Source organism: Allobosea sp. P2_A10 (assembly GCF_056405115.1).
Genome location: NZ_JBFUCS010000006.1, coordinates 160,432 through 185,518, shown reverse-complemented (window position 1 = coordinate 185,518; position 25,087 = coordinate 160,432). Strand labels below are relative to the sequence as shown.

General features: G+C 66.3%; 22 protein-coding genes. 11 read left to right on the top strand and 11 right to left on the bottom strand.

Annotated elements, in window-relative coordinates:
* Positions 1–34: 34 nt before the first annotated feature.
* Positions 35–1,519, bottom strand: coding sequence for a FecR domain-containing protein (locus AC1DZY_RS11245; RefSeq protein ID WP_476820200.1), 1,485 nt, complete (start codon positions 1,517–1,519; stop codon positions 35–37).
* A 135-nt stretch (positions 1,520–1,654) separates the two neighbouring features.
* Between AC1DZY_RS11245 and AC1DZY_RS11240 the strand changes: the two genes are divergently transcribed.
* Complete coding sequence (locus tag AC1DZY_RS11240) at positions 1,655–2,668, top strand: POTRA domain-containing protein (protein WP_476820199.1); 1,014 nt, start codon at positions 1,655–1,657, stop codon at positions 2,666–2,668.
* Complete coding sequence (locus AC1DZY_RS11235; RefSeq protein WP_476820198.1) at positions 2,607–3,482, top strand: ShlB/FhaC/HecB family hemolysin secretion/activation protein; 876 nt, start codon at positions 2,607–2,609, stop codon at positions 3,480–3,482. Before AC1DZY_RS11240 ends, AC1DZY_RS11235 begins: the two co-directional genes overlap by 62 nt.
* A gap of 19 nt (positions 3,483–3,501) precedes the next feature.
* Here AC1DZY_RS11235 and AC1DZY_RS11230 read toward each other — a convergent pair whose 3' ends face one another.
* The 8 genes from AC1DZY_RS11230 to AC1DZY_RS11195 all read right to left on the bottom strand — a co-directional run bounded on the left by AC1DZY_RS11230 (position 3,502) and on the right by AC1DZY_RS11195 (position 12,109).
* On the bottom strand, positions 3,502–4,251 hold the full coding sequence (locus AC1DZY_RS11230) for a transporter substrate-binding domain-containing protein (protein WP_476820197.1): 750 nt from the start codon (positions 4,249–4,251) through the stop codon (positions 3,502–3,504).
* A gap of 97 nt (positions 4,252–4,348) precedes the next feature.
* Positions 4,349–6,163, bottom strand: coding sequence for an ABC transporter ATP-binding protein (locus AC1DZY_RS11225; RefSeq protein ID WP_476820196.1), 1,815 nt, complete (start codon positions 6,161–6,163; stop codon positions 4,349–4,351).
* Positions 6,160–7,050, bottom strand: a complete 891-nt coding sequence (locus AC1DZY_RS11220; RefSeq protein WP_476820195.1) for an ABC transporter permease — start codon at positions 7,048–7,050, stop codon at positions 6,160–6,162. Before AC1DZY_RS11220 ends, AC1DZY_RS11225 begins: the two co-directional genes overlap by 4 nt.
* On the bottom strand, positions 7,047–7,985 hold the full coding sequence (locus tag AC1DZY_RS11215) for an ABC transporter permease (protein WP_476820297.1): 939 nt from the start codon (positions 7,983–7,985) through the stop codon (positions 7,047–7,049). Before AC1DZY_RS11215 ends, AC1DZY_RS11220 begins: the two co-directional genes overlap by 4 nt.
* 167 nt (positions 7,986–8,152) lie before the next feature.
* Positions 8,153–9,706 carry an ABC transporter substrate-binding protein gene (locus AC1DZY_RS11210; RefSeq protein WP_476820194.1) on the bottom strand — a complete coding sequence of 518 codons (1,554 nt, stop codon included), beginning with the start codon at positions 9,704–9,706 and terminating at the stop codon, positions 8,153–8,155.
* Between the two features lie 81 nt (positions 9,707–9,787).
* The gene (locus AC1DZY_RS11205) at positions 9,788–10,501 is read right to left on the bottom strand and encodes an SDR family NAD(P)-dependent oxidoreductase (protein ID WP_476820193.1); all 714 of its coding nucleotides are present in this window, start codon (positions 10,499–10,501) and stop codon (positions 9,788–9,790) included.
* Positions 10,502–10,512: 11 nt separating this feature from the next.
* Positions 10,513–11,670 carry an NAD(P)/FAD-dependent oxidoreductase gene (locus tag AC1DZY_RS11200; RefSeq protein WP_476820192.1) on the bottom strand — a complete coding sequence of 386 codons (1,158 nt, stop codon included), beginning with the start codon at positions 11,668–11,670 and terminating at the stop codon, positions 10,513–10,515.
* A 10-nt stretch (positions 11,671–11,680) separates the two neighbouring features.
* Positions 11,681–12,109, bottom strand: a complete 429-nt coding sequence (locus AC1DZY_RS11195; protein ID WP_476820191.1) for a RidA family protein — start codon at positions 12,107–12,109, stop codon at positions 11,681–11,683.
* 319 nt (positions 12,110–12,428) lie between these two features.
* On the opposite strand from AC1DZY_RS11195, the gene AC1DZY_RS11190 reads away from it, so the two are divergent.
* On the top strand, positions 12,429–13,952 hold the full coding sequence (locus tag AC1DZY_RS11190) for an ABC transporter substrate-binding protein (protein WP_476820190.1): 1,524 nt from the start codon (positions 12,429–12,431) through the stop codon (positions 13,950–13,952).
* Positions 13,953–14,053: 101 nt separating this feature from the next.
* Here AC1DZY_RS11190 and AC1DZY_RS11185 read toward each other — a convergent pair whose 3' ends face one another.
* A complete protein-coding gene (locus tag AC1DZY_RS11185) occupies positions 14,054–15,376 on the bottom strand; it encodes an NAD(P)/FAD-dependent oxidoreductase (protein WP_476820189.1) in 1,323 nt (440 codons plus the stop codon).
* Between the two features lie 169 nt (positions 15,377–15,545).
* Positions 15,546–16,292, bottom strand: coding sequence for a GntR family transcriptional regulator (locus tag AC1DZY_RS11180; RefSeq protein ID WP_476820188.1), 747 nt, complete (start codon positions 16,290–16,292; stop codon positions 15,546–15,548).
* A 244-nt stretch (positions 16,293–16,536) separates the two neighbouring features.
* Between AC1DZY_RS11180 and AC1DZY_RS11175 the strand changes: the two genes are divergently transcribed.
* The 8 genes from AC1DZY_RS11175 (at position 16,537) to AC1DZY_RS11140 (ending at position 25,080) form a co-directional block, all read left to right on the top strand.
* Positions 16,537–17,550: an SIS domain-containing protein gene (locus tag AC1DZY_RS11175; protein WP_476820187.1), complete on the top strand. Its 1,014-nt coding sequence runs from the start codon at positions 16,537–16,539 to the stop codon at positions 17,548–17,550.
* Between the two features lie 25 nt (positions 17,551–17,575).
* Complete coding sequence (locus AC1DZY_RS11170) at positions 17,576–18,403, top strand: PfkB family carbohydrate kinase (RefSeq protein ID WP_476820186.1); 828 nt, start codon at positions 17,576–17,578, stop codon at positions 18,401–18,403.
* 28 nt (positions 18,404–18,431) lie between these two features.
* Entirely contained in the window at positions 18,432–20,483 is a 2,052-nt protein-coding gene (locus AC1DZY_RS11165; RefSeq protein WP_476820185.1) for a hydantoinase/oxoprolinase family protein, read from the top strand.
* Positions 20,483–22,096: a hydantoinase B/oxoprolinase family protein gene (locus AC1DZY_RS11160; RefSeq protein WP_476820184.1), complete on the top strand. Its 1,614-nt coding sequence runs from the start codon at positions 20,483–20,485 to the stop codon at positions 22,094–22,096. The genes AC1DZY_RS11165 and AC1DZY_RS11160 overlap by 1 nt, the downstream gene beginning before the upstream one ends.
* Before the next feature lie 94 nt (positions 22,097–22,190).
* Positions 22,191–23,774: a gamma-glutamyltransferase family protein gene (locus AC1DZY_RS11155; protein WP_476820183.1), complete on the top strand. Its 1,584-nt coding sequence runs from the start codon at positions 22,191–22,193 to the stop codon at positions 23,772–23,774.
* Positions 23,775–24,111: 337 nt separating this feature from the next.
* On the top strand, positions 24,112–24,321 hold the full coding sequence (locus AC1DZY_RS11150; RefSeq protein ID WP_476820182.1) for a cold-shock protein: 210 nt from the start codon (positions 24,112–24,114) through the stop codon (positions 24,319–24,321).
* Between the two features lie 134 nt (positions 24,322–24,455).
* Positions 24,456–24,689, top strand: coding sequence for a hypothetical protein (locus AC1DZY_RS11145; protein ID WP_476820181.1), 234 nt, complete (start codon positions 24,456–24,458; stop codon positions 24,687–24,689).
* A 124-nt stretch (positions 24,690–24,813) separates the two neighbouring features.
* Positions 24,814–25,080, top strand: coding sequence for a hypothetical protein (locus tag AC1DZY_RS11140; protein WP_476820180.1), 267 nt, complete (start codon positions 24,814–24,816; stop codon positions 25,078–25,080).
* Positions 25,081–25,087 lie beyond the last annotated feature (7 nt).

Here is a 25,087-nt window from a genome sequence, read left to right as displayed (position 1 = left end):
GATAACCAACGTCATTCTATGACCTGCGGGGGCGTCAGCTCTTTTTGCCATTGCCATTGCCGTTCCCGCCAGCGTTGCCGTTTCCGTTCCCGCCAGCGTTGCTGTTGCCGTTCCCGCCGGCGTTGCCATTTCCGTTGCCACCGGCATTGCCGTTGCCATTCCCGCCGGCGTTGCCGTTTCCGTTCCCACCGGCATTGCCGTTGCCATTCCCGCCAGCGTTGCCGTTTCCGTTCCCACCGGCATTGCCGTTACCATTCCCGCCGGCGTTTCCGTGACCGTTCCCGCCGGCATTGCCGCTGCCATTCCCGCCAGCGTTGCCATTTCCGTTCCCACCGGCATTGCCGTTGCCGTTCCCGCCGGCATTGCCGTTTCCATTCCCGCCAGCGTTGCCGTTACCGTTGCCACCGGCATTGCCGTTGCCGCCACCGTTGCCGTTGCTGCGCGTGGCAATCGATTGGACGGCCCCCTGGCTGCCGACCGCAGTTGCCGTGGCGCCGCCGGTTGCCGTGGCGCCAGCCGGTCCGTCAACGCCAGGTGTGCTCCCGCTGTTGCCGCCACTCGTCTTGCTGCCGTTGCCGGGATTCATTTCGCCAGTGCCCCAGACCGTCGTGCGTCGCCCCGATTGGCTGCCGGTCTGTGCATCACCGCGCGCCATGCCGCGCGTCACCTTGTGAATGTCGAGCTTGACCTCGCCCAGCGGCGCGGAGATGCGCAGATCGCCATTGGCGCTGCGCGTCACGCCGGTCGCGGCCGGTCGACGTTGCGTCGCGGCCTCGTTGAGAACCGGAGCCGGTTTGACGCCACGCGACGGGTCGCCGACGGCAGGATTCGAGCCCTGAAGCAGTGGGACCGCGCCCGCAGGAGGACGGAGCCCCCCACCGGGTACAGCAAGCGGGGCAACGCGCGCGGACTGCGGCGGGCCCTGCTCGATGCGTCCGAGCGCGCCCTGCCCAGAGAGACGCAAGCCTGACTCCCGGCCAAACGAGGCGCGGGCGCTCTGGCCCGGCAGCACCAGCGCAAACTGGCCCGAACGAAAATCCGAGACCTGGACCTGACCGCGTGTGACATCGACCTTCGCCTGGCCGCCCGCAAGGGTGACGCGGAAGCGCGTGCCCTTCACGATCGCCGCCAGATATGGCGTCTCGACCTCGAAATGCTGGACGTTACGCTTCTCGACATCGAGAAGAATCGAACCCGCCTGCTGAATGATTGTCGACATGCCCGCTCGGCCCGCTTCGGGCACGCCAATCGCGGAGTTCGGCGAAACCAGAATGCTTTCGGCCCCGCGCACGAGCAGGACACGGCCGTTGCGCCCGGTCTGGATGGAATCGCCGGGACGGAGTTCCGCCTGCTGGCGCGCCGATGCGCGCTCGACGCCGCCGCCAGCGATCCAGGCCTCGCCGGAGACCTTGGCGATGCGCCAGACATTGTCCTGGGCGTGAGCCGGCAGGGCGATCCCAACCACAAGAAGGCTGGCCCAGGCGAGCGCTGTGGCAAACCGGATCGCGGCGCGGAGCATGGCTCTCAATCCTTGAGTCGACAAAAGGCCGTTGCGTCGCCGCAGCACGCCATGTCGAGAGCTTAATTGAGAGCCGTGAAGAGAGGCTTAGCGCGTCAAGCTGGAATTGTTCAAATCCAAAGCGGTTCGTTAACCATGCTTCTTCATCTTTCAGAAAGGCCGGGGGCTGGCTCGAATCACGACAGGCGATACGAAATGCGGCGATGTGCCGAACAACGAGAAGCGGGTAGCCGCTCATTTCCATATCTCCTTCTCTTTGGCGGGATGAGCCTATCCGGGATTGCTTTGCCCTTGCCTGTCCAGGCGCAGTCTTCCGCAAGATCGCTCCAGCCAATCGAGGCGACAGCGGCAACTCAGACCCAACGTCGCGATGCCGACCAGCGCGTGAAGCCCGCTCCGGCGCTTCCTTCGCTTGCCGCGGCGCAGCCGTCAGGGTCCGACACCAGACCCATGTTTCGACTTGAAGCCGTCACGATCGACGGCGCTTCGACAATCGCGCCAGATGCGTTTGCGCCGGCCTATGCAAACTTTATCGGACGGCAGGTGTCGCAAACCGACATGGTGGATATCGCCACCGCAATCAGCGACATCTACCGCAAGGCGGGCTTCCATCTCAGCCGCGCGATCGTGCCGGCCCAGGACCTCAAGCGTGGCCGGCTGCGCATCCAGATCGTCGAAGGCGCTATCGACGAGATCGTCATCAAGGGCGAGGCGGCCGAAGCCTTCGGTCTCGCGGCATTGCTTGCGCCGATCTCGACGGAACGCCCGGCGCGCCTCGCAACGCTGGAACGCCAGCTCCTCCTGGCCAACGACCGGCCCGGACTGCGCGTCACCGATACCGCACTCGATGAAATCACACCCGCGAGCGGTCGATTTCGCCTGACCGTCTCCGTGCAGGCCTGGCGCGTCTATACCGCGGTCGGCGTCGACAATATGGGCTCGGCCGCCGTCGGTCCCTGGCAAGCCTCCGCCAGCGCCGCGCTGAACTCTCTCGTCGTGCCCGGTGACAGCCTTGCAGTATCGGGTTCGTTCGTCCCCGGCTCTTCGCGCGAACTGCGTTATGGCCGTGCGAGCTACGATCTGCCGCTTGGGGACCGAAGGTCTGCGGATCGGCGGCACGGCTTCTCACAGCGAGGTCTGGCCCGGTGACGGCCGGCGCTGGCTCAGGACCTCCTCAAAGGCGGAAACCTATGAGGCGCGAGCCGCCTTCGCTCCCGTGATGAACCAGAGCCAGACGCTCTGGCTGACCGCAGCACTCGGCTTGAGCGATGTTGCCGAATGGAACGGCTATGGCCGCATCTATAGCGACCGCGTCGGCCTCGCCAGCCTTTCGGCCGACTACAAATTGCACGCCGTCGAGGGCAGTTGGAGCTATCTGTCGGCAAGTTACCGGCACGGTCTTGGCTTCATCGATCCGGCTACCGACAGCCAGGACTGGTTGTCGCGTCGCGGTGCATCCAGCCATTTTTCGCTGCTCAACGCTTCGTTCACGCACTATCAGACCCTCGCCGAAAACTGGTCGTTGAAACTGTCGGCAGCCGGACAGATCGCATCGGGACCGCTTCTGACCTCGCAGCAATATTATTTTGGCGGCCTGTCCTTCGGGCGCGGATTTGAGGGCGGCTGGATTTCCGGCGACAATGCAGCGGCGGGCTCGGCAGAATTGCGTTTCGACCAGTCGCTGAACCTCGACTTCGCCAAAGCTTACCAGCTCTACGGCTTCGTCGAAGGCGGCGCGACACGAAGCTACGCCCAGCCGAAGGATCTGGTGCAGGGGGTGGCCTCGGCCGGCGTCGGCGTCCGTCTGTTCGTCACCGACGATCTGCAGCTTGGCGTCGCGGTCGCCAAACCATTGACCTATCGCTCGCCTCTACGCTGGGATAACGGCGCGACCGTGCTATTTTCTCTCTCCAACGCCCTGCGCTTCTGCCCGGGCAGCCAGAATCTGCGCTGCCCGTCCTGAGCGAACCGCATCGACGCCGTCACGCCACGCTCAAACCCTCGACGCCGTGCTTGCGGATCAGTTCGGCGACGAATCCGGAACGACGGGCCGCCGCGACGAAGCGGGTCAGATAATCGACTGCACCGCTACCGCTGTTGGCCTTTGGCGTGCCGATCGCCTGCTGGACCGCCATGAAACGGCCGTCGAGCATTTTCGACCCCGGGCATTTCGCGAGATCGTCCTTCAGCCTCGGGCGCAGGCCCGCCAGCGCATCGAGCTTGCGTGTGAGAAAATCCTCAAGCGTGGCGTCCATCGTCGCGGTGTGGACAAGCTCGGCGTTGGCGATGTTGCGGTCGAGCCAAAGTCCATAAGCCGTCCGCGCGGTCACCGCGATGCGGACGCCTTTCGCATCGACATCCGCGATCGTCGCCAGGGGCGAACCCGGCGGGACGAGATAGGTCGCCTCGATCTCGGCATAGGCCGGCGTGAAGCCGATCACGGCGGCGCGCTGCGGCTCGGCGCCGATCAGGCCGACATCCCATTCGTCGCTGCCGGCGGCATCGGCCAGCAGCCCGGGCGAGGCATAGGTGACATAGCGCAGGTCGACGCCCAGCGTATCGGCAAGGGCGCGCGCCATGTCGGGCGAGACGCCTGCCGGCCCGCCATCGGCCGTGCGGCTCGACACCAGCAGGAAATTCGACAGGTTGATGCCGGCGCGCAGCACGCCGCCCGGAGCAAGGCGCTCGCGCAGGCCCGCGTCGATCTCACCGATGTCCGGACGAAAATCCATAGCGGGCATCCTCGGGCCAAAAGTGCGTCCCATGACGCCAGGCGACATCAAGCAGATTGCAGGCGCATGGGAAAGACCATGACTGCACCGGACGAAACTACACGGCCTGCCGGACGAAATGCCCGGGCGCGACCTCGACCAGCGCCTGTCTCGGAGCCGTCCAGTCGAGCGCGCGCAGCGGACTCGGGATTTCGTCGATCGCGAGCTCACGGCGCAAGCGACGCCGTGCCGGATCGGGCACCGGCACGGCCGAGAGCAGCTTTCGCGTATAGGGGTGCGAGGGATTGGCGAAGACCGCCTCGCGCGGGCCGAGTTCGACGATCTCGCCGAGATACATCACCGCGACGCGGTGGCTGACGCGCTCGACCACGGCCATATCGTGCGAGATGAAGAGATAGGCGAGCCCGAATTCGGCCTGCAGATCGAGCATCAGGTTCAGGACCTGCGCCTTGACCGAGACGTCGAGGGCCGAGACCGCCTCGTCGGCGACGACGAGTTTTGGCGACAAGGCCAACGCGCGGGCGATGGCCAGCCGCTGGCGCTGGCCGCCGGAGAACTCATGGGGAAAGCGCACACCCATGTCGGGCGAGAGGCCGACGCGGCGCATCAGTTCGGCGACACGCTCGCGCGCCTCCTCGCCCTTGGCGAGGCCATGGACCAGAATCGGCTCGGCGATTGCAGCGCCGACGCTCTTGCGTGGATTCAGGGACGCGAACGGATCCTGAAAAATCATCTGCATGTCGCGCCGGGACGCGAGCAGTTCGGCCTTGCTCATATCCGTGACGTCACGGCCCTGAAAGTGGACCTTGCCCGAGGAGGGTTCGATCAGCCGCAGGATCGAGCGGCCGGTGGTCGACTTGCCGCAGCCGGATTCCCCGACCAGCGCCAGGGTCTCGCCGCGCTGGACCGTGAACGAGACGTTCTCGACGGCATGGACGCGGGCACGCGTGCGCCCGAGCAGACCGCCACGAATATTGAAGCGCGTCGTCAGGCCCGACACCTCGAGCAGCGGCGCCTCTTCGGCCCTGACCGTGTCGGCGGCCTCGACCGGCGCGCCCTGAACCTGCCCGTTGGCGGCGTCGATCGGCGGGAAGCGCAGCGGCCGGCCATGGCCCTCCATGTCGCCGAGTTTCGGCACGGCAGCGAGCAGGGCCTTGGTGTAGCCATGCACCGGCCGATTGAAGACCTGCTCGGAGGCGGCGTCCTCGAGCTTGCGACCCTTCCACATCACCACGACGCGGTCGGCGATCTCGGCGACGACGCCCATGTCGTGGGTGATGAAGAGGACGGACATGCCCTCCTCGTCCTGCAATGTCTTGATCAGTTCGAGGATCTGCGCCTGGATGGTGACGTCGAGAGCGGTGGTCGGCTCGTCGGCGATCAGGAGTTTCGGCCGGCAGGCAAGCGCGGTCGCAATCATCACGCGCTGGCGCATGCCGCCCGAAAGCTGGTGCGGATAATTGGCGAGGCGCGTCTTGGCCGAGGGAATGCGGACCTTTTCCAGCATGCGCAGCGCTTCGGCCGCCGCCGCCGTCCGGTCGAGGCCGCGATGGTAGCGCAGCGCTTCGGAGATCTGGTCGCCGACCGTCAGAACCGGGTTCAGGCTGGTCATCGGCTCCTGGAAGATCATCGCGATCTCGTTGCCGCGAACCTTGCGCATCTCCTCCTCGGACAGCGCCAGCAAATCGCGGCCCTCCAGCGCGATCCTGCCCTGGATACGGCCATTGGCGGCCGAGACCAGCCGCATGATCGAGAGCGCGGTGACTGATTTGCCCGAGCCGGATTCGCCGACGATCGCCACGGTTTCGCCGGGCGCGACATCGAAGCTCAGATCCTCGATCGCCCAGCGCCACTGGCCACTGAGGCGAAAGGCGGTCTGGAGATTTTCGACCGACAGGACGGGGCCGCTCATCGCTCGCCCTTCAGCTTGGGGTCGATGGCGTCGCGCAGGCCATCACCGAGGATGTTCAGCGCGAACACGATGATCAGGATCGCGATGCTCGGCGCCAGCACCAGCCAGTAGCTGTCGAGGATGTTCTCGAAGCCCTCGCGGATCATGCCGCCCCAGGTCGCGGTCGGCGGCTTGACGCCGAGCCCGATGAAGGCGAGCGACGCCTCGGTCCGGATCGCATTCGCCAGCCAGAGCGAGCCCATCACCAGGATCTCGGGGAAGATATTGGGCAGGATGTGGCGGCCCATGATCCGGATGTCGGAGAAGGCGAGCGCCCGGCCGGCCTCGATATAGTCGCGCTCCTTGACCGAGATCGTCGGAGCCCGCGCGATACGGGCGAAGGACGGGATCGAGGTCAGGGCGATCGCGATGGTGATGTTCTCCATCGAGGGGCCGAGCATCGCGACCAGGATCAGCCCGAGGATGAGCGAGGGGAAGGCGAGCAGGATGTCCATCGCCTGCATCACGACGACGTCGAACTTGCCGCCATACCAGCCCGCCAGGATGCCGATCAGCGAGCCCAGCACCAGCGCGATCACGGTCGAAGCGACACCGATGACGAGCGAGATGCGCGCGCCGTAGAGCAGCCTTGAAAGGATGTCGCGGCCGAAATAATCGGTGCCGAGATAGAAATCCTCATGCGGTGGCTGGAGCCGCGACAGGATGTTCTGTTCGAGCGGATCATGCGGCGCGATGACCGGGGCGAACACCGCCGCCAGGATCACCAGAACGACGATGACGAGGCCGACCCAGGAGGTCTTGTTGGCGTTGAAGGCCCCGATCGCCGCCTTGAGCCAGCGCAGGCGCGGCGCAGCGACGGGACCGGCGTCATGGACCGAGGCGCTCATGACAGCTTCACCCTTGGGTCCACCAGCGCATAGGTCAGATCGGTCGCTATGTTCACCAGCACGACGATCAGCGTGTAGATCACCATCATGCCCTGCAGCATGGTATAGTCGCGCTGGTTCAGCGCGCCGACGATGAGCTTGCCAAGGCCTGGCCGGTTGAAGACGATCTCGGTCAGGACCGAATTGCCGATCAGGATGCCGAGATAGAGTCCGACCACGGTGATGACCGGGATCAGCGCGTTGCGCAGCGCATGCTTCCACACCACGACGCGCCAGGGCACGCCCTTGGCGCGGGCCGAGCGGACGTAATCCTCCTGCATCACCTCCAGCATGGCCGAGCGGGCGACGCGGGTGATGTAGGCGGCCATGATCAGGCCGAGATTGAGCGCCGGCAGCGCCATCGCCTGGAACCAGGCCGAGGCCGAACCCTTGCTCGCGCTGATGACCGGGAACCAGCGCAGCATGATCGCAAACAGGATCAGCAGGATGATCGCGGAGACGAAGGGCGGGAAGGACAGGCCGAGCAGCGAGCCGATGCGGGTGACGTAATCGGGCATGGCGTTGCGGTTGATCGCGGCCCAGACGCCGAGCGGCACGCCGATGGCGATTCCGATCAGCATGGAGACCAAGGTCAATTCCAGCGTCCAGGGCAGGACGGCGAGAATCTCCTGAATCACCGGCCGGCCGGTGACCAGCGAGACGCCCCAGTCGCCGCGCAGCGCGCCCGACAGGAAGCTCCAGTACTGCTCGATCAGCGGCGCATCGAGCCCCAGCCGCGTGCGCATCGCGGCGATCGCGGTGGCGTCGGCCTGGTCGCCGAGAATGACCTGCGCCGGATCGCCCGGCACGATGCGGACGACGACGAAGACGAGCGTCAGCACGGCCAGCAGGGTGACGATGGAAAAGCCGAGCCGTTTGACGAGGAAGGCGCCCATGGTGCCGTGCGGTTGGAGGAGGAATTTCACTCCCCAGCCCTCATCCTGAGGAGCCGCGAAGCGGCGTCTCGAACGATGTTCCAGGAGGCTCCGATGCGCGCTGGAGCATCCTTCGAGACGCAAGGTTTCGCCTTGCTCCTCAGGATGAGGGCTGAGGAGAAGTCATCTCACTTCGTGAAGTGCGTCGTCTCCAGCACCGGCGGGCCGAGGTTCAGCGAGGCCTTGAGCTCGTAGCCGAGGTCGAGGCTGTCCTTGTAGGCCCAGAGCTGCATCATCTCGTTGACCGGAATGGCGCAGACTTCCTTGATGATCTTGTCCTGCGCGGTCTTCCACAAAGCCAGTTGCTTGGCCTTGTCGGTTTCCGAGCGGGCCGCGTCGATCTCGGCGTCGGCGACCTTGCAGTGGGAGAAGTTGGTCACCGCCGTCGGCGTCTTCACGATCGAGCGCGAATGGAAGAACTGCGTCAGATAGACATCGGCGACAGGGAAGCGCGCGGCCTGGAAATGCACCACCTGCGACAGGTCCTGCCTGATCTGCTGGTGGAAGGTCGCATGCTCGACTGGCTGGATCTCCAGCGTGATACCGGCCCGCTTCAACAGCGCCTGCGTCGCCTCCGTGAAGCTCAGCATCGACGGCAGGGTCGTGTTGATCGTCTTGATCGTGATGCCGTTGGGGAAGCCGGCCTCCGTCAACAGCGCCTTGGATTTGGCGAGGTCGAAGGGATAGAGCGGCGCCTTCTCGTCGGTGCCGAGATAGCCGGAGGGAACGACCGAGACGGCCGGCCGCGAGATGTTCTTGCCACGGAACTGCCAGATCGCGTTGCGGTCGACCGCATGGGCGATCGCCTGACGGACTTTCAGATTGTCGAGCGGCGGCTGGCTCATGTTGAGGTGCAGCACCGACATCTCGGCGGGGCCCATCGCCACGACCTTGACGCCGGGCAGCGCGGTCATGCGGTCAACCCAGACCTGCTCCTGCCGGCCGAGCATCATGTCGAGCTCACCCGCCTGGAAGGCGAGGTCGCGCGAGGAATCCGACGGGATGAAGCGGTAGAGGATTTCGGTCAGCTTCGGCTTGCCACGGAAGTAGTTGGGGTTGGCGACGAGCTTGGCGTATTGCTGCGGCACATATTCGGAGAACATGAACGGGCCGGTGCCGACCGGCTTCTTGGCGAAGCCGTCCTTGCCCAGCTCCTCGGCGGCCTTTTTGCAGACCATGTTGCCGCCATGGTAGTTCATGACGATGCCGAGCAGGCTCGGGATCGCCTGCTTCAGCGTGATCTTGACGGTGTATTTGTCGGGTGCCTCGACCTTGTCGAAGGCGGTGTAATCAGAGGAAAACGCCGACGAATCCTTGTTGGCCGCGCGGCCGAGCGAATAGACCGCGTCTTCCGAGGTGAACTCGCCATAGCCGTGATGGCACTGCACGCCCTGGCGCAGCTTGAAGCTCCATTCCTTGCCGTCGGCGGAAGCTGTCCAGCTCTCGGCGAGGTCGGGCTCCATGAACTCGGGCGAGAGCTCGCCCGGCTTGATCCGCACCAGACCGTTGAACATCCAGTTCAGCAGCGCCTTGCCGGGCGTGCCGGAGTTGATGTGCGGGTCCAGCACGCCGGCGTCGGAACTCTGCATGCCGACGGTCAGCACCGTCTTCTGCGCCAGCGCCGGCGATGCCAGCAACGCTCCCGCCAGAATGGCTGCGATCATGGATCCGGTGGTTTTCATCGCTGTTCCCCTGCTTTTGTCGTGGTATCGATGGGCCCGACCGCAATGCCGGGCGTTTCCGCAAGTCTCAGGCCAGATCCGTCAAAGCGTGTCCTCCAGCCTGCAATTCACCAGCAGCTCCGCGACTGATGCATTGTTGGGCAGGGCGAGGATCGTGGCAACCAGTTCCGCGAGGTCGGCGGGTTGAGTCATGTCCTGACGCGGCATCGCATTGCTCGCCGCCGTCATGTCCGTCGGCACGAAGGACGGGCAGAGCGCCGTGGCGCGCACGCCCTTGTCCCAGGCAATGCGCCGCGACGCATGCGTCAGCGCCAGCATCGCATGCTTGGTCATGTTGTAGGCGACATGGTCGTTGCGCACGCGCTTGCCCGACATCGAGGCGATGTTGACGATGCGGCCGGCTCCAGACGCTTCCAGATGCGGCAGCGCGCAATGGATCAGGTTGAGCGGCCCCTTGCAGTTCACCGCCCAGATCGCGTCGAGTTCGGCCTCGTCGGGCGTTCGCAGGGTCATGGCCGAGTGCATGCCGGCATTGTTGACGAGCCCGTCGATGCGGCCGAAGCGCGTGATCGCCTGAGCGACCCAGGCGGCGTGGCTCGCCCAGTCCTGCGCATCGTAGCGCCCGATGTGAGTGCGGGCCTGATCCCAGCCGCCGCTCATCGCCTTAAGAGAGGCGAGGTCGCGGCCGCCCAGGCTCAAGGCATAGCCGGCCTCGTGGAGGGCCTGCGCCACGGCGCGGCCAATGCCGCGATTGGCGCCGGAGATCAGGATCACGCGTCCCCTGGGGCTGAGCATCGGTTTCCCCTCTAGCCGTGCAAGCTGAGCGCGGCGTCGGTGGCAGGCCTGCCGGCGAAACGATCAAGCCTGAACGGCGCGAGATCGAAGCGCGGCTGCCGCGCGAGCGCAAGGTCGGCGAGGATTTCCCCGGTGACGGGGCCGATGCCGAAACCATGGCCGGAGAAGCCGGCGGCAACGACGAGCCCTTCCACGCCGGTATGGGCGTCGATCGCAGGCAACGCGTCGGGCGTCAGGTCGATCAGGCCGCCCCAGATCCGGGCGACGCCTGCATCGGCCATGGCGGGCAGCACCTGTGTGACGCGGTCGATAAGGGTCGCGATATCGGCGGCGCGCGGCGCGAGCCGGTCAGGCGTCCAGGAAGCCGGCTCATGGGGCCAGTCGCCGATGCCGGTGGTGACGCGCAGACGGCCGTCGACCTCCTGACGGCCGGCGGCATCGGCATTGGCGACGCCGAAGACCTGCTCGAAGAAGGGCGGCAGCGGTACGCTCTGGAGCACGCAGACGAGCCTGATCCGCAGCGGCAGGTTGAGCCCGAGCGGCCCGAGCAACTCGGGTGCATGGATGCCGGTGGCGAGGATCACGCGCCCGGCGGACACGACCTCGCCCGCACTGGTCTCGACGCCTGTCACCGTGTCGCCGGAGCGCACCAGCGCGCGCACGCCGATGCCGTCGCGGATCACGGCGCCATGGCGCATGGCTGCTGCGGCATAGGCGCGAACCGCGGGGATCGGGTCGGCATGACCGTCGCCCGGACAGAAGGACGCGGCCAGGATCGATGGGGCGATCGCGGGCGCGACCGCCCGGATCGCCTCATTGTCGGGCAGATAGTCGATGTCGAGCCCAAGCGCGCGTTGCGCGACCACGAGATCGCGGATGACCCCGACCTCGGCCTCCGTCCTGGCGAGGCGCAGATTGCCGCGTCGGCGGTAGCCGGTCGGCGCGCCAAGCTCCTCGTCGAGACCGCCCCAGCGTTCGATCGCGGCTTTCGCCAGCGGCAGTTCGGCCGGGTCGCGGCCCGATTGCCGGACCCCGCCCAATGTCCAGCCCGAGGCCATCGCGGCAAGTTCACGCGCCTCGAACAGCATCACGGAATGGCCGGCGCGGGCGATTTCGTAGGCTGCCGCGACGCCGCTGATTCCGCCTCCGACGATGACGACGTCCGGCATGACTGATCGCTCAGGAGAGATCGACGCTGATGCGCTTCTCGGCTTCGCCGGGCTTGCGGCGCTTATAGGCCGTGACCTCGAACTCGACCTTGAGTTCCGGTTGGCCGAGTGGCGTGCAGGTCGTGGTGTTGGCAGGGTCGATGCCCCTGAATTTAGCGCCGACGACGGCGTTGACCTGCTCCATATCGGCAATGTCGGGCACGAAGACCTTGATCGCGACGACATCCTTCAGCGAGGCGTCGACGGCGGCGAGCGCGCCTTCGATATTGCTGAAGGCCTGTTCGGCCTGGCCTTTGGCGTCGGCTGCGATGGCGCGGGTCTTGTAGTTGCGGCCAGCCGTGTTGGAGACGAAGATCATGTCGCCGGCGACGACGACGCGCGAATAGCTGTTGAGCTCTTCATATTTGCTGCCGGATTTGACTTTGACGATCTCGCTCACGGGCCGGCTCCTCAAGGCATGTCGATAAACGCTGGCCGCGGCCGGATCGCCGTTCGGCCCTGCGCTATCTGGTGTATACCACTCAAGCCTGTGAGCGCTGTCAAGGACGCCGGCGCGGAGATCGATATTCTCTCTGGCGTCATGCGCACGGAAGGATAGGCTGCGTCGCGTGGCTGAGCGCTCCTCGACGCTGCCTGATATTTGCGAGACGACCATGGCACGCCCGATGCAAGGCAGGGTCCATCGGACGCGAACTTGAATTGACAGCCTGGTATACACCAATCCATGTTGCGCTCAGGCCAATAAAAGGGGATTTCCGATGACGATGATTTCGCGCCGCGCCCTTCTCGCCGCAGGCGCCAGCCTGCCGCTGATCCGAGCCAACGCCTTCGCGCAGGCGTCCGGCAAGGTCCTGCGCTTCGGCCTGTCGAGCTTTCCGCCGAGCATGCAGCCCTGGGTCCACACCGGCACGGCGGCGCTGACCGTCAAGCTGCTGATCTTCCGTGGCCTCACCGGCTTCGACGAGAATGGCGAGGTCAGGCCCGAACTGGCGGAATCCTGGACGCAGGACGGGCCGACCGGCTGGATCTTCAAGCTGCGCCAGGCGACGTTCCACAACGGCCAGCCGGTGACGGCGGAAGACGTGAAATGGACGCTGGAGCAGATCGCCGCACCCAATTCCACAGCGTTCATGAAGGCCGAGTTCGGCGGCATCGACAAGATCGAGACGCCCGATGCGAAGACCGTCCGCATCGTCATGAAGGAGCCAACCGCGACGCTGCCGATCTGGCTGGCGAGCCCGCATATGCCGATCATCGCTAAGGGCTCGATCGAGGGCCGCGGACTCGGCATCGGTGCCGGCCCCTTCACGCTGAAGGACCAGGAGCGCGGCGTTTCGATCGAGGTCGCCAAGTTCGACAAGTACTACAAGCCGGGCCTGCCCAAGCTCGCCGGCGTCAAGCTCACCGCCTATGCCGACGAGAACCTGCGCGTCGCGGCGCTCCAGGCCGGCGATATCGACCTGATCGAATATGTGCCCTGGCAGCATATGGGCATGATCGAGAAGGATCCGCGCCTGACGCTGGTCGCGGCCGACGGTCCCTTCATGGGCCTGAACTTCAACGGCGGCAGCGGCCCGTTCAAGGATGTGCGGCTGCGCCAGGCGGTGGCCCATGCGGTGCGCCGCGAGGAGATCGTGCAGGCGGCATTCTTCGGACGCGGCAGCAATCTCGAAGGCATCCCGATCCTGAGCAACAGCCCCTATTTCGACAAGGGCCGTTCGCAGTTCTGGAAATACGATCCCGACAAGTCGAAGAAGCTGATGGCGGAGGCCGGCGTCGCCAAGGGCTTCTCCTGTACCCTGCTTTCGACGGCGCAATACGGCATGCACAAATCGACGGCCGAGATCGTGCAGGCCCATCTCGGCGAGATCGGTATCGAGGTGAAGCTGAACCTGCCGGACTGGGCGGGCCGTGTCGACGCCGCCGGCAAGGGCCGCTACGAGTTCATGGTGCAGGGCACCACCGCGGACAACAACGACCCCGACGGCCTCGCGCCACTGATCGACGGCGACCTGCCGGCCAACATGGCGCGCAGCTGGCAGATTTCGACCCCGGAAATGCACACGCTGTTCGCCAAGGGCCGGGCCGAGTTCGACCCCGCCAAGCGCAAGGCGATCTATGCCGAGCTTGAGAAATTCGCGCTGGAACAGGCCCCGCTCGTCGGCCTCGCCTGGCGCTCGCAAGGCTATGGCATGGTCAAGGGCGTGACCGGCTTCAAGAGCCTGCCGGGCGGAACCAACTTCTTCTCGGCCTATTCGATGGAAGAGACCTCACTGGCGTGAGCGGCTGAGCCGTCATTCTCGGGCTTGTCCCGAGAATCTCATGACCAGAATGCGCTGGTGTCGGAGATGCTCGGGTCAAGCCCGAGCATGACGGGCGTGGATCACGCGACCCGCGTTGTGCGTTCCAGCCGGGCGAAACGCTCCAGCCGGAACGGCTTCGGGTCGGTCATCGGCGTCCTGCCGCTGACCAGATCGGCGACGAGCCGGCCTGCGCCCGGGCCGATGCCGAAACCGTGCCCGGAAAAGCCGCTGGCGATGAAGAAGCCGGGCAGACGCGGCACCTCGCCGATCACCGGCACGGCGTCGGGCGTGGCATCGACGAAACCGCCCCAGGCCTGCGCCACCTTCATGCCGGCGAAGGCCGGGAAGGCAGCGACGAGATTGGTCCGCGCCTCCTTCAGGATCGCGTCGGAGGGCGCCGGATCGAGCACGCGCTCGCGCTCGAACGGGCTCTCCTGATCGAGCGACCAGCTTTTCGGTGTCCTTGCCTCGGTCAGGAAGCGTTGCCCGAGATGGAGCCTGAGCTCGTGCCGCTGCTTCACCAGCGAGGGCATGAAATCGGCCATCAGGCGAAAGCTGTCGGGCACGATCTCGGCCACGCTCGCGCCGCGATGGGCAATGGTGTAGCCGCCGTCCTGGCGCTTGCGGAAGGCGAAATCGGAGCCACCGACCGCATGGGTCGGAGGGCCATCGAGAGGCTCCGTTCGCAGCACTGAGCCCAGCACCTTGAGCTGCGGAAAGTCGATCCCGAGATTGCCGAGAAAGAGCCGTGACCAGGCCCCGCCGGCGAGCACGATCTGCGAGCAGGCGATCGTGCCCCGCTCGGTGACGACGGCGCTGACCCGGCCGGCCGAGGTCTCGATGCCGCGCACGGCGCAATGCGTCAGCACCGTGCCGCCATGACGACGCAGCGCGCGCGCCATCGCCGGCACCGCCTTTTGCGGTTCGGCGCGGGCGTCGCTCGGGGTGAACAGGGCGCCGGCAAAGGCGCGCTTGACGCCGGGCAGGACGCTCTCGATTTCGGCAGACGCCAGCAAGCGTGAATCGAGTTGGTATTGCTTCGCATGCTCGAGCCAGGCTTCGTGCTCGGCGAGCTTGGCCGGGGTGTCGGCGACATAGACAATACCCGACCGGATGAAGCCCGTATCGCCGCCGACCATCTTGTCCATCTCCGACCAGAGCCGCATGCTCTCCAGCCCGAGCGGGATTTCGCTCGCGTCGCGGCCCATGATCCGGACCCAACCCCAGTTGCGGCCCGACTGCTCGTGGCCGACCTCGCCCTTCTCGCAGACGGTGACGGAGACGCCCTCCCTCGCCAGGAAAAGCGCTGTCATGATGCCGATGATGCCGCCGCCGATGACGACGACGTCACTGCTGGCGGGCAGTTCGGCGTCGGGGTCGATCGTCTCGATGGTGATGCCCATTACACCTCAGCCCTCATCCTGAGGAGCCGCGTCAGCGGCGTCTCGAAGGATGCTCCAGATGCCTCCGGAGCTTCCTCGCGCATCCTTCGAGACGCAGCCTGAAGGCTGCTCCTCAGGATGAGGGCTTTGGGGTGGAGCGAGGCTCTCAGGGCATTGCCGCTCGGCATGGTCAGTCCTGTTGCGTCGGCGTCGAGTTGCGGAAGACGACATGGTGGGGGTGATTGACGGATTTCATGTATTCGATCGGCCTGCCCTCGCCGTCGCGGGCCACCAGCCGCAGCACCAGCGTCGGCGAGCCCGGCTTGAGCTGGAGCAGGCGCGCCTCAAGGTCGGTCGCCGTGCCGACGCCGATCTCGCGGTCGCGCGCGCTCGCCTCGACGCCGTAGCGGCTCTTGAGCAGTTCATAGAGCGACTGCCCGGCGACGAGATCCTCCGCCACCAGCCCGGCGAAGCGCGCCGCCGGCAGATAGCTGGTCTCGATGCAGAACGGCTGGTCATTCACCGAGCGCAGGCGGCGGAACATGATGAGATCGGCGCCGGCCGCAATCTCGAAGCGGCGCGCGATGCTTTCGCTCGCCGGCTCCTCGCCGAAATGCAGCAGCTTGGTGCCGGGCACGCCGCCAGCATTGCGGATGATGCGGGTGATGCCGAGCGAGGACTGCAGCTCGATCGGCCGGGAGACCTGGACCAGCGGGATGCGCGTGCCGCTGGTGCCGTTGCGTTCGAGCGCGGCGCGGTCGACCAGCCGGTCGATCGCCTTGCGCACGGTCATCCGGTTGAAGCCGAGCGTCTCGGCCAGCACGCGCTCGGAGGGAATGCGGTCGCCGGGGCCGTAATCGGGCCCGTTGATCAGGTCGAGCAGATAGTCCTGCACCGCGACATAGATCGGCTTGGCCCGCTTCACGGGTTCACGCATCCTCGACCTCACCTCGACCGCCTTCTCCGGGATATAGCCGAGATGACCGCCCGCTCCACCGTCGTGATGCGGAAAAGCCAGACTAGAGCAGCTTCTTCACGCGAACCGGTACCCACTTCGCTCGAAAATGCTCTGGCCGATGAAGGACGGGCGTTCCGACGGTCCATTGGTCTATGCTTGACAGAGTTTGGTGTAGCTGATTGGTATACACCAATTCACTTCCCGTCAAAACGGCTCTCCGTCCATGTCCATCGCTTTCGACCGCGCCCGAATACAGGGTGGACTCGCCCGGACGCGCGCCGCTGTTCCCGAGGCGTTTGCGCTCGGCCGCAAGCTCGCCCCGGAGATCGACCGGATTTATTTCGTCGCAGCGGGCTCGGCCAACCGCGCCATGCTCGGCATCGCCTACTGGCTCGAGCATTATTCGCCCGACATAGAGATCAGGCGCTATTTCCCGGCCGAGTTCATGGCGATCGATCCGCCCCGGCTGGACAGCCGCACGCTGGTGCTGATCGCGTCGAAATCCGGCACAACACCAGAGACCGTGGCGGCGGCGCATTTCCTGAAGGGCAAGCCCTGCAAGGTCGTCGCCTTCAGCCAATATGCGGAAAAGCCGCTGGCGCAGGCCGTGCCGCAGCATTTCGTCGTCGGCGACACCAGCGAATCCTTCATGGCGATGTTCATGCTGATGCAGGCGCTGGTCGGCGGCGTGATGGCGGAGAAGGATGGCTGGCCGCTCGGCGACAAGCTGCTCGCCTCGCTCGACGCCCTGCCCGCCGCGATCTGCGACGCCGCCGAGCAGAACGAGGCCCGCGCCGCGGCCGACGCGAAGACCTACGCCGCCGACCGCAACTTCTACCATGTCGCCTCCGGTCCGGGCTTCACCACGGCCTATGTTTTTGGCGTCTGCATCCTGATGGAGATGCTCTGGCTGCACAGCTACCCGATCGAGGCGGCCGAGTTCTTCCACGGCCCCTTCGAGATCGTCGACCGGCAGACGCCACTGATCCTGATCACCGGCGAGGATCCGAGCCGGCCGCTGATGGAGCGCGTCTCCAGATTCTGCGACACCCATGCCGGACGCGTGATGTCCTATGATTCCCGAGACTTCGCCATGCCGGGCATCGCGCCGGAAATCCGCCCGATCGTCGCGCCCTATGTCCTGCAGGCGGCGCTGAAGCGCCTGTCGGTGCATCTCTCCGAGTTGCACGGGCAGCCGCTCTCGACGCGCCGCTATATGTGGAAGGTGCCGTACTGAAACGGCCGGCGGAAAGAGCGCGCTGATGTCGGCCACGCTGCTCGGGCTCGGCGACAATACGGTCGACACCTATGTCGATCGCGGCCTGCAGTTTCCCGGCGGCAACGCCGTCAACGTCGCGGTGCTGGCGCGCCGGCTTGGCGCGGAGGCGGGTTATCTCGGCTGCATCGGCACGGACGAAGCCGGGACTCTGCTGGTCGAGGCGCTGCGGCAGGAGGGCGTCGAGACCGCCCGTTGCCGCATCCTGCCCGGCGCAAACGCCCGCGCCTTCATTGGCCATGACGGCCATGACCGGCGCTTCCTGCGCTCAGAGCGCGGCGTTCGCGGGCAATGGGGCACGTTCGGCACGGAAGACCTCGCCTACATCGCCGGTTTCGACCTCGTCCATGCCAGTGTCTACGGCGAACTGGAGCAGCATCTCGCCGCGATCCGCGATGCGGCGTGCAGCCTCTCCTATGATTTCTCGGAGCGCTGGACCGACGCCAATCTGGCTGCGACGCTGCCTGCCCTCGACACCGCCTTCCTGTCCTTCCCCGACGCATCCGACGAGGATTGCCGGGCGCTGCTTAGCCGCTGCGTCGCGCATGGTGCGCGAACCGCAGTGGTGACGCGCGGTGCGCGCGGGTCGATGGCCTTGTCGGGCGGCGTGTTCCACGAGCACGGTATCGCGGCGGCCCGCATCGTCGATACGCTGGGCGCGGGCGACGGCTTCATCGCGGCTTTCCTGCTGCGCACTCTTGCCGGCGCGGATATCGGCGCGGCGCTTGCAGCGGGCGCCGATAACGCTGCGGCGGTGTGCGAATATCAGGGCGGGTTCGGCCATGGCGCGCCATGGTCGGGCGACGCCGGCTAGCATCTGATCGAATTGGGGAACGGGTTTCATGGCTTGGCGTATCGGCATCGACTCCGGCGGAACCTTCACCGATGTCTGCCTCTTCGACGACGCGACAGGAGAGGTCTCGGTCTGGAAGGTGCCCTCAACCCCCGACGACCCCTCTCGCGCCATCGCGCAGGGCACGCAGGAGGGCACGCAGCGCGTCGGCGCGAACACAGGCGACGTCGCCTATTTCGGCCATGGCACGACGGTCGGCACCAACGCGCTGATCCAGCATCGCGGCGTCCGCACCGGCCTGATCACCACCGACGGCTTTCGCGACCTGATCGAGATCGGCCGGCAGAAGCGGCCCGATCTCTACGATCTCCAGGTCGACAAGGCGCCGCCGCTGGTGACGCGCGACTTGCGCTTCGGCGTGGCCGAGCGCGTGCGTCATGATGGTTCGGTCGAGATCCCGCTCGATGAGGACGCCGTGCGGCAGGCCGCGCGCGCGCTGAAGGCCGCCGGTGTAAAGGCGATCGCGATCGGCTTCCTCTACGGCTTCGTGCGGCCCGATCACGAGATCCTCGCCAAGCGCATCGTACTGGAGGAGTTTCCCGAGGCCTTCGTCTGCGCCTCCCACGAGGTCGCGCCCGAATTCCGCGAATATGAGCGCATCTCGACGGCGGTGGTGAACGCCTATCTCGGCCCCGTCATGCACAACTACATCCGGCGACTCGCCGACCGGCTGAAGGAACTCGGCCTCGCGACGACGCCGCATCTGACCCAGTCCAATGGCGGCGTCATCGGCTTCGACATGGCCGCGCGACTGCCGGTACGCACCGTGCTGTCGGGGCCCTCGACCGGCGTCGTCGCGGCGCAGGCGATCGGCCAGATGACCGGCATCGCCAATCTCATCACCTTCGACATGGGCGGCACGTCGTCGGATGTCGCGCTGCTGCGCAATGGCGAGGCCAAGCTCGCCAGCGAAGCCAATGTCCATGGCTACCCGATCAAGGCGCCGATGCTCGACATTCACACCGTCGGGGCAGGCGGCGGCTCGCTCGCCGCGATCGATTCCGGCGGGCTGCTCAAGGTCGGCCCGCGCTCGGCCGGCGCCGATCCCGGCCCGGTCTGCTACGGCCGCGGCTCGACCGAACCCGCCGTCACCGACGCCAATGTCGTGCTGCAGACGCTGAACCCGACGCATCTGCTCGGCGGGCGCATGCCGATCCGGCAGGATCTCTCGAAACAGGCGATCGGGCGGCTTGCCGACACGCTGGGGCTCGACGTGATGGCGACCGCGCAGGGCATCATCTCCGTGGTGACCGCCAACATGGCCAAGGCGATCCGGGTCGTCAGCGTGCAGCGCGGGCATGATCCGCGCGACTATGCGCTCGTCGCCTTCGGCGGGGCGGGGCCGCTGCATGCGGCGCGGCTGGCGCGCGAACTCGACATGAAGCGCATCGTCGTCCCGCGCAATCCAGGAATCGGCTGCGCGCTCGGCCTGCTGCTGACCGACCTGCGCGCCAATTTCGCGACGACGCGGCTGGCGCCCTTGGGAGATGCCCTGATCGAAGACATGGCCAGTATCTTCGCGGGACTGGAGGCGCAGAGCCTGCACTGGTTCGGCGAGGAGAAGGTCCTGGCCGCCGACCGCAAGCTGAGGCGCACCGCCGATCTGCGCTATCAGGGCCAGAACTACGAGTTGTCGATCGAGGTGCCGGAAGGCCCGATCACGACGGCGACGATCGCTGCGCTTGCGCAGGGTTTCGCGCAGGCGCATCTGCGGCTCTACGGCTTCGTCGCAGAGGGTGAAACGGTGCAGGTCGTGACCTATCGCGCCGAGGCCGTCGGCTTCGTGCCCAAGGCGCAGTTCCGGCCGGAGCCCGATGCCGGCCCCGATGCCAGCGGCGCCATCGTCGGCCGGCGCGAGGTCTGGTTTCCCGAGACCGGCGGTTTCGTCGATTGCCCGATCTACGATCGCGAGAAGCTGAAATCCGGAAACGTCTTCGCAGGGCCGGCGATCGTCGAACAGATGGACGCCACCACCGTGCTGCTGCCGGGAATGACCGCGCGCGTCGAGCCCTATCTCAACCTGATCCTGGAGACGCCGTGATGACCGCACCCGCCACCATCACTGTCGATCCGATCACGGTCGAGGTCATCGGCTCCTCCTTTGCCTCGATCACCGAGGAAATGGGCGAAGCGCTCGTCAAGGCGAGCTATTCGACCAACATCAAGGAGCGCCGCGACTGCTCGACCGCGCTGTTCGACATCGAGGGCTCGACGCTCTGCCAGGCCGAGCATATCCCGATGCATCTCGGCTCGTTCATCGGCATCATCCCGCATATCCTGAAGCGGCATCCGATCGCCGAGATGAAACCCGGCGACGTCTTCATCGGCAACGACGCCTATGAGGGCGGCGGCACGCATCTGCCCGACATCGTCCTGGCCGAGCCGATCTTCCATGGCGAGACCATGGTCGCCTGGGCCGTCAACACCGCCCACCACTCCGATTTCGCCGATCGCGGCCATGCCCATATCTATCAGGAGGGCCTGCGCATCCCGCCGATCCGGCTCTATGACGGCGGCGTGCTGATGAAGGACGTGCAGGAACTGATCCTGCTGAACTGCCAGGTGCCGCGCGAGCGTCTGTCGGACCTGCGCGCGCAGATGGCGGCGAACCGGCTCGGCGTCGAGCGCGTGCGCGCGCTTTGCGACAAATATGGCCGCGACACCATGCTTTCGGCCGGCCGGGCGCTGCAGGACTATGCCGAGCGCAAGATGCGCGCCGGCATCGCCTCGATTCCAGACGGCATCTATCGCTTCGTCGATTTTTTCGACAATCCCGAGATCGAGCAGCCGCTCGAATTCTCGGTCGAGATCACCGTCGCGGGCGAGGAGATGACGCTCGACTTCAAAAGCCCGCCGCAGGCGCGCGCCGGCTTCAACATGGTCTACACCGCGCTGCTCTCGACGGTGTACTATGCGGTCAAGACGGTCTCCGACCCGACGATCCCGCCCAATTCCGGTCTCGCCCGGCCGCTCACCGTGATCGCCGAGCCGGGAACGGTGCTGAACTGCGTCCATCCGGCGGCGGTGAACGGGCGCATCGCCTCGTGCCAGCGCGTCGTCGACCTGATTCATGGCGCGCTCGCGCAGGCCGTGCCCGAACGGGTGATCGCCGCCTGCTGCGGCACCGCGGCTTCGGCGACCTTCATGGGTGCGATGCCCGGCACTGGCGAACTCTGGGTCTATCTCGAGACGATCGGCGGCGGCTCGGGCGCGCGCGTCGGCAAGGACGGGCTCGACGGCGTCCATGTCCACATGACCAACACCTCGAACCTGCCGGTCGAGGCGCTGGAGCTGGAATATCCGCTGACGCTGCTGCGCTATGAACTCGTCGACGATTCCGGCGGGCATGGTCGCCAGCGCGGCGGCATGGGTCTGCGCCGGGTCTATCGCGCCGAAGCGCCGTGCCGGCTCAACCTCGACAACTCCCGGCTGAACTCGCAGCCCTGGGGCATTGCCGGCGGCGGTTCGGGACAGGGCGGTTCCTTCACCTTCAGCGACGCCGTCGGGCCCTTCGTCAATGGCGACGGCTCGCTCGAAGCCGGCCAGATCGTCGCGATCATCACGCCGGGCGCCGGCGGCTACGGCCCCGCAAGCGAGCGTGCGCCCGAGGCGCTGGCCCGCGACATCGCGGAGGGGCGACGCTCGGCGCGCTGATGCGCTGACGACATGACCGGGACGTGATGGCCGGGCCTTCGCGTTGCCTGCGTCTTCTTGCTAGAGACGCGCATCGCCAACAAGAGTGCCGGCCATGCAGTTCGACTTCCCCTACCCCTCCCTCCGGGTTCCGGTGTTCGGCGAGGCCTGCGTCGCCACGACCCAGCCGATCGCGGCGCAAGCCGGGCTTTCGATGCTGGCGCGGGGCGGCAACGCGGTCGACGCGGCGGTGGCGACCGCGATCGCGTTGACCGTGGTCGAGCCGACGATGAACGGCGTCGGCGGCGACTCATTCGCCATCGTCTGGGACGGTTCTGGCCTGCACGGCCTCAATGCGTCTGGCGCCGCGCCCAAGGGGCTCGACCCCGCGCCGCTCCACGCTCTGCCCGCCATGCCGCTGACCGGCTGGGCGCCCGTCACGGTGTCAGGCGCGGTGTCCGGCTGGATGGCGCTGTCGAAGCGCTTCGGCGCGCTGCCCTTCGCCGATCTGTTCGAACCGGCGATCCGCTACGCCCGCGACGGCTTCCTCGTGCCCTATGTGATCTCGCGCTCCTGGGCGGCGCAGGCCGAGTGGTTCCGCGCCGTGCCGGGCTTTGCCGAGCACTTCCTGCCGGGTGGCCGCGCACCGGCCGCAGGCGAGCGCTTCCGCAACCCTGACCTCGCAGCGACGTTGGCCGAGATCGCCCAGAGCGGCGGCGAAAGCTTCTATCGCGGCAAGCTGGCCGACTCGATCGAGCGCTATGCCCGCGCCAATGACGCACCCTTGCGCGCCTCCGATCTCGCCGCCCACGAACCAGCCTGGGTGACGCCGCTGCAGCAGCGCTACCGCAACAGCATCCTTCACGAGATCCCGCCTAACGGACAGGGCATCGCGGCGCTGATCGCGCTCGGCATCCTCGACAGCCTGCCGGCCCATGGGCTGCCGCTCGACCATCCCGACGCGATCCATCTCGCCATCGAGGCGACGCGTCTCGGCCTTAGCGACCTGCACGCCCATGTCACCGATCCCGCCTTCATGAAGACCAGCGCCGAGGCGCTGCTCGCACCGGAGCGACTGGCGAAACTGGCGCGCGGCATCGATATGGCCAAGACGTCAGGCCTCGCGCCGAAGCCCAGCCGGGCGGACGGCACGGTCTATCTCACCGCCGCCGACCGCAACGGCATGATGGTCTCGCTGATCCAGTCGAACTATCGCGGCTTCGGCTCGGGGCTGGTGGTGCCAGGTACCGGCATCGCCCTGCATAATCGCGGCGCCTGCTTCTCGACCGACCCGGCCCATCCCAATGTCGTCGCGCCCGGCAAGCGGCCGATGAACACGATCATCCCCGGATTCATCTCGAACGCGGACGGCTCGCCTTTGGCGTCGTTTGGCGTGATGGGCGGCGCGGTGCAGGCGCAGGCGCATGTCCAGGTCGTGACCCGGCTGGTCGACCACGCCCTGCAGCCGCAGGCGGTGCTCGATGCGCCGCGCTGGCGGCTGGCCGATGATGGCGCGCTGCTCTGCGAGGAGGAGATGCCCGCCGCCTGGACCGAGGCGCTCGCGGCCAAGGGCCACCGCATCAAGCCGATCGCGCGCTGGAGCAATGATTCCGGCGCGGGCCAGATGATCATGCGGCTCAATGACGGCTATGTCGCCGCCAGCGAGAGCCGTCGCGACGGCTACGTCGCGACGCTGTGAGCGAAACGCCCCCGGCGAGGGCCGAATGAGGTTCGCGCCGGGACCGCACATAGCGGAGAATTTGTAATGGTCTCCGGTGACGATCGATCCGGACTTACCCGGTCGAGCCGCGTGAACGCTACGATCTTCTCTCGGCCGCCAAAACAATCGGATAAGTTGTCGCTTGCTTTTTCCTGAACGCAGCGCTATGTAATACGTTATCGATATTTGCTTGGACGGCCGTTGTTATTTCCGCGCCTTGGCGCGTCTCTGACGAACTCCCCCCTTTCGAAATCGTTCTGTACCCGCTGCGCATCCGCATGGCGGCAGACAGGTCTTGCCAAAAGGAGGGTTCTTCATGGCCACCGGCACAGTGAAATGGTTCAATTCCACCAAGGGCTTCGGCTTCATCCAGCCTGACGACGGCAGCCAGGACGCGTTCGTCCACATCTCGGCTGTCGAGCGCGCGGGCATGCGCGAACTCGTCGAGGGCCAGAAGCTCAGCTTCGAAATGGTCCGCGACAACAAGTCGGGCAAGATGGCGGCCGAACAGCTCCAGGCCGCGTAATCCGCAAGCGTCCTTTCCGATGACCATGGATGTACCGGCATCGACGACGAGGACGCATTGCTACGGAAGGCCAGGCTCACGCCTGGCCTTTTTTGTATCTCAGGCCGACGGCGAAACTGATACGGGAATGGTCCATGGGTGAGAATTCGAAAAAGCGGATCGATGCCGACAACGCATTCCTACGGACGCAGACGCAATCCCAGATCCGCAACCGGATCATGTCGGAGACCGACACCATCGTGCAGGCGCGCGACGCCAACACCGCGAAGCTGAGGGAGCAGCGCCTGCAGAAGGAGGCGCTCGAGCGCGAGATCGCCGCCGCCGCGCCGCCCAAGTCCAATCCGAAAAAGCGCGCAAAGCCGGCCTGAATTCTGCCGTGGCTGTGCGGGGGCGAAAGCCGGAGGCCGGCCCTCGGTCAATGCCAACGCCGCAGGATACGCGTCCGAATCGAAACGGCTGCATCGCGCCGCCTTGGTCCTTGGGGGAATTTTCGTGGACATCGACGTCACACCAAAAGCCGACGAGAGCGGCTGGCTCCTCACCGACCTGCTCGGGCGAATGATGGGGCAAGTGACCGAAGGACCCGCAGGCGAGTTCCGGATCGAGCCGGCAGGCCAAGCGTTGAAAACCATGGAAGCGATGAAACGCGGCCCGTTCAAGACGCTTGACGACGCACTCGCCGAAATCGAGCGTTTCACGCGCGGCACCTGCCGGCGCGTCGAGCGGCGCGATCAATCGACGGGCGATGCCGAGACCTGAGGCTGTG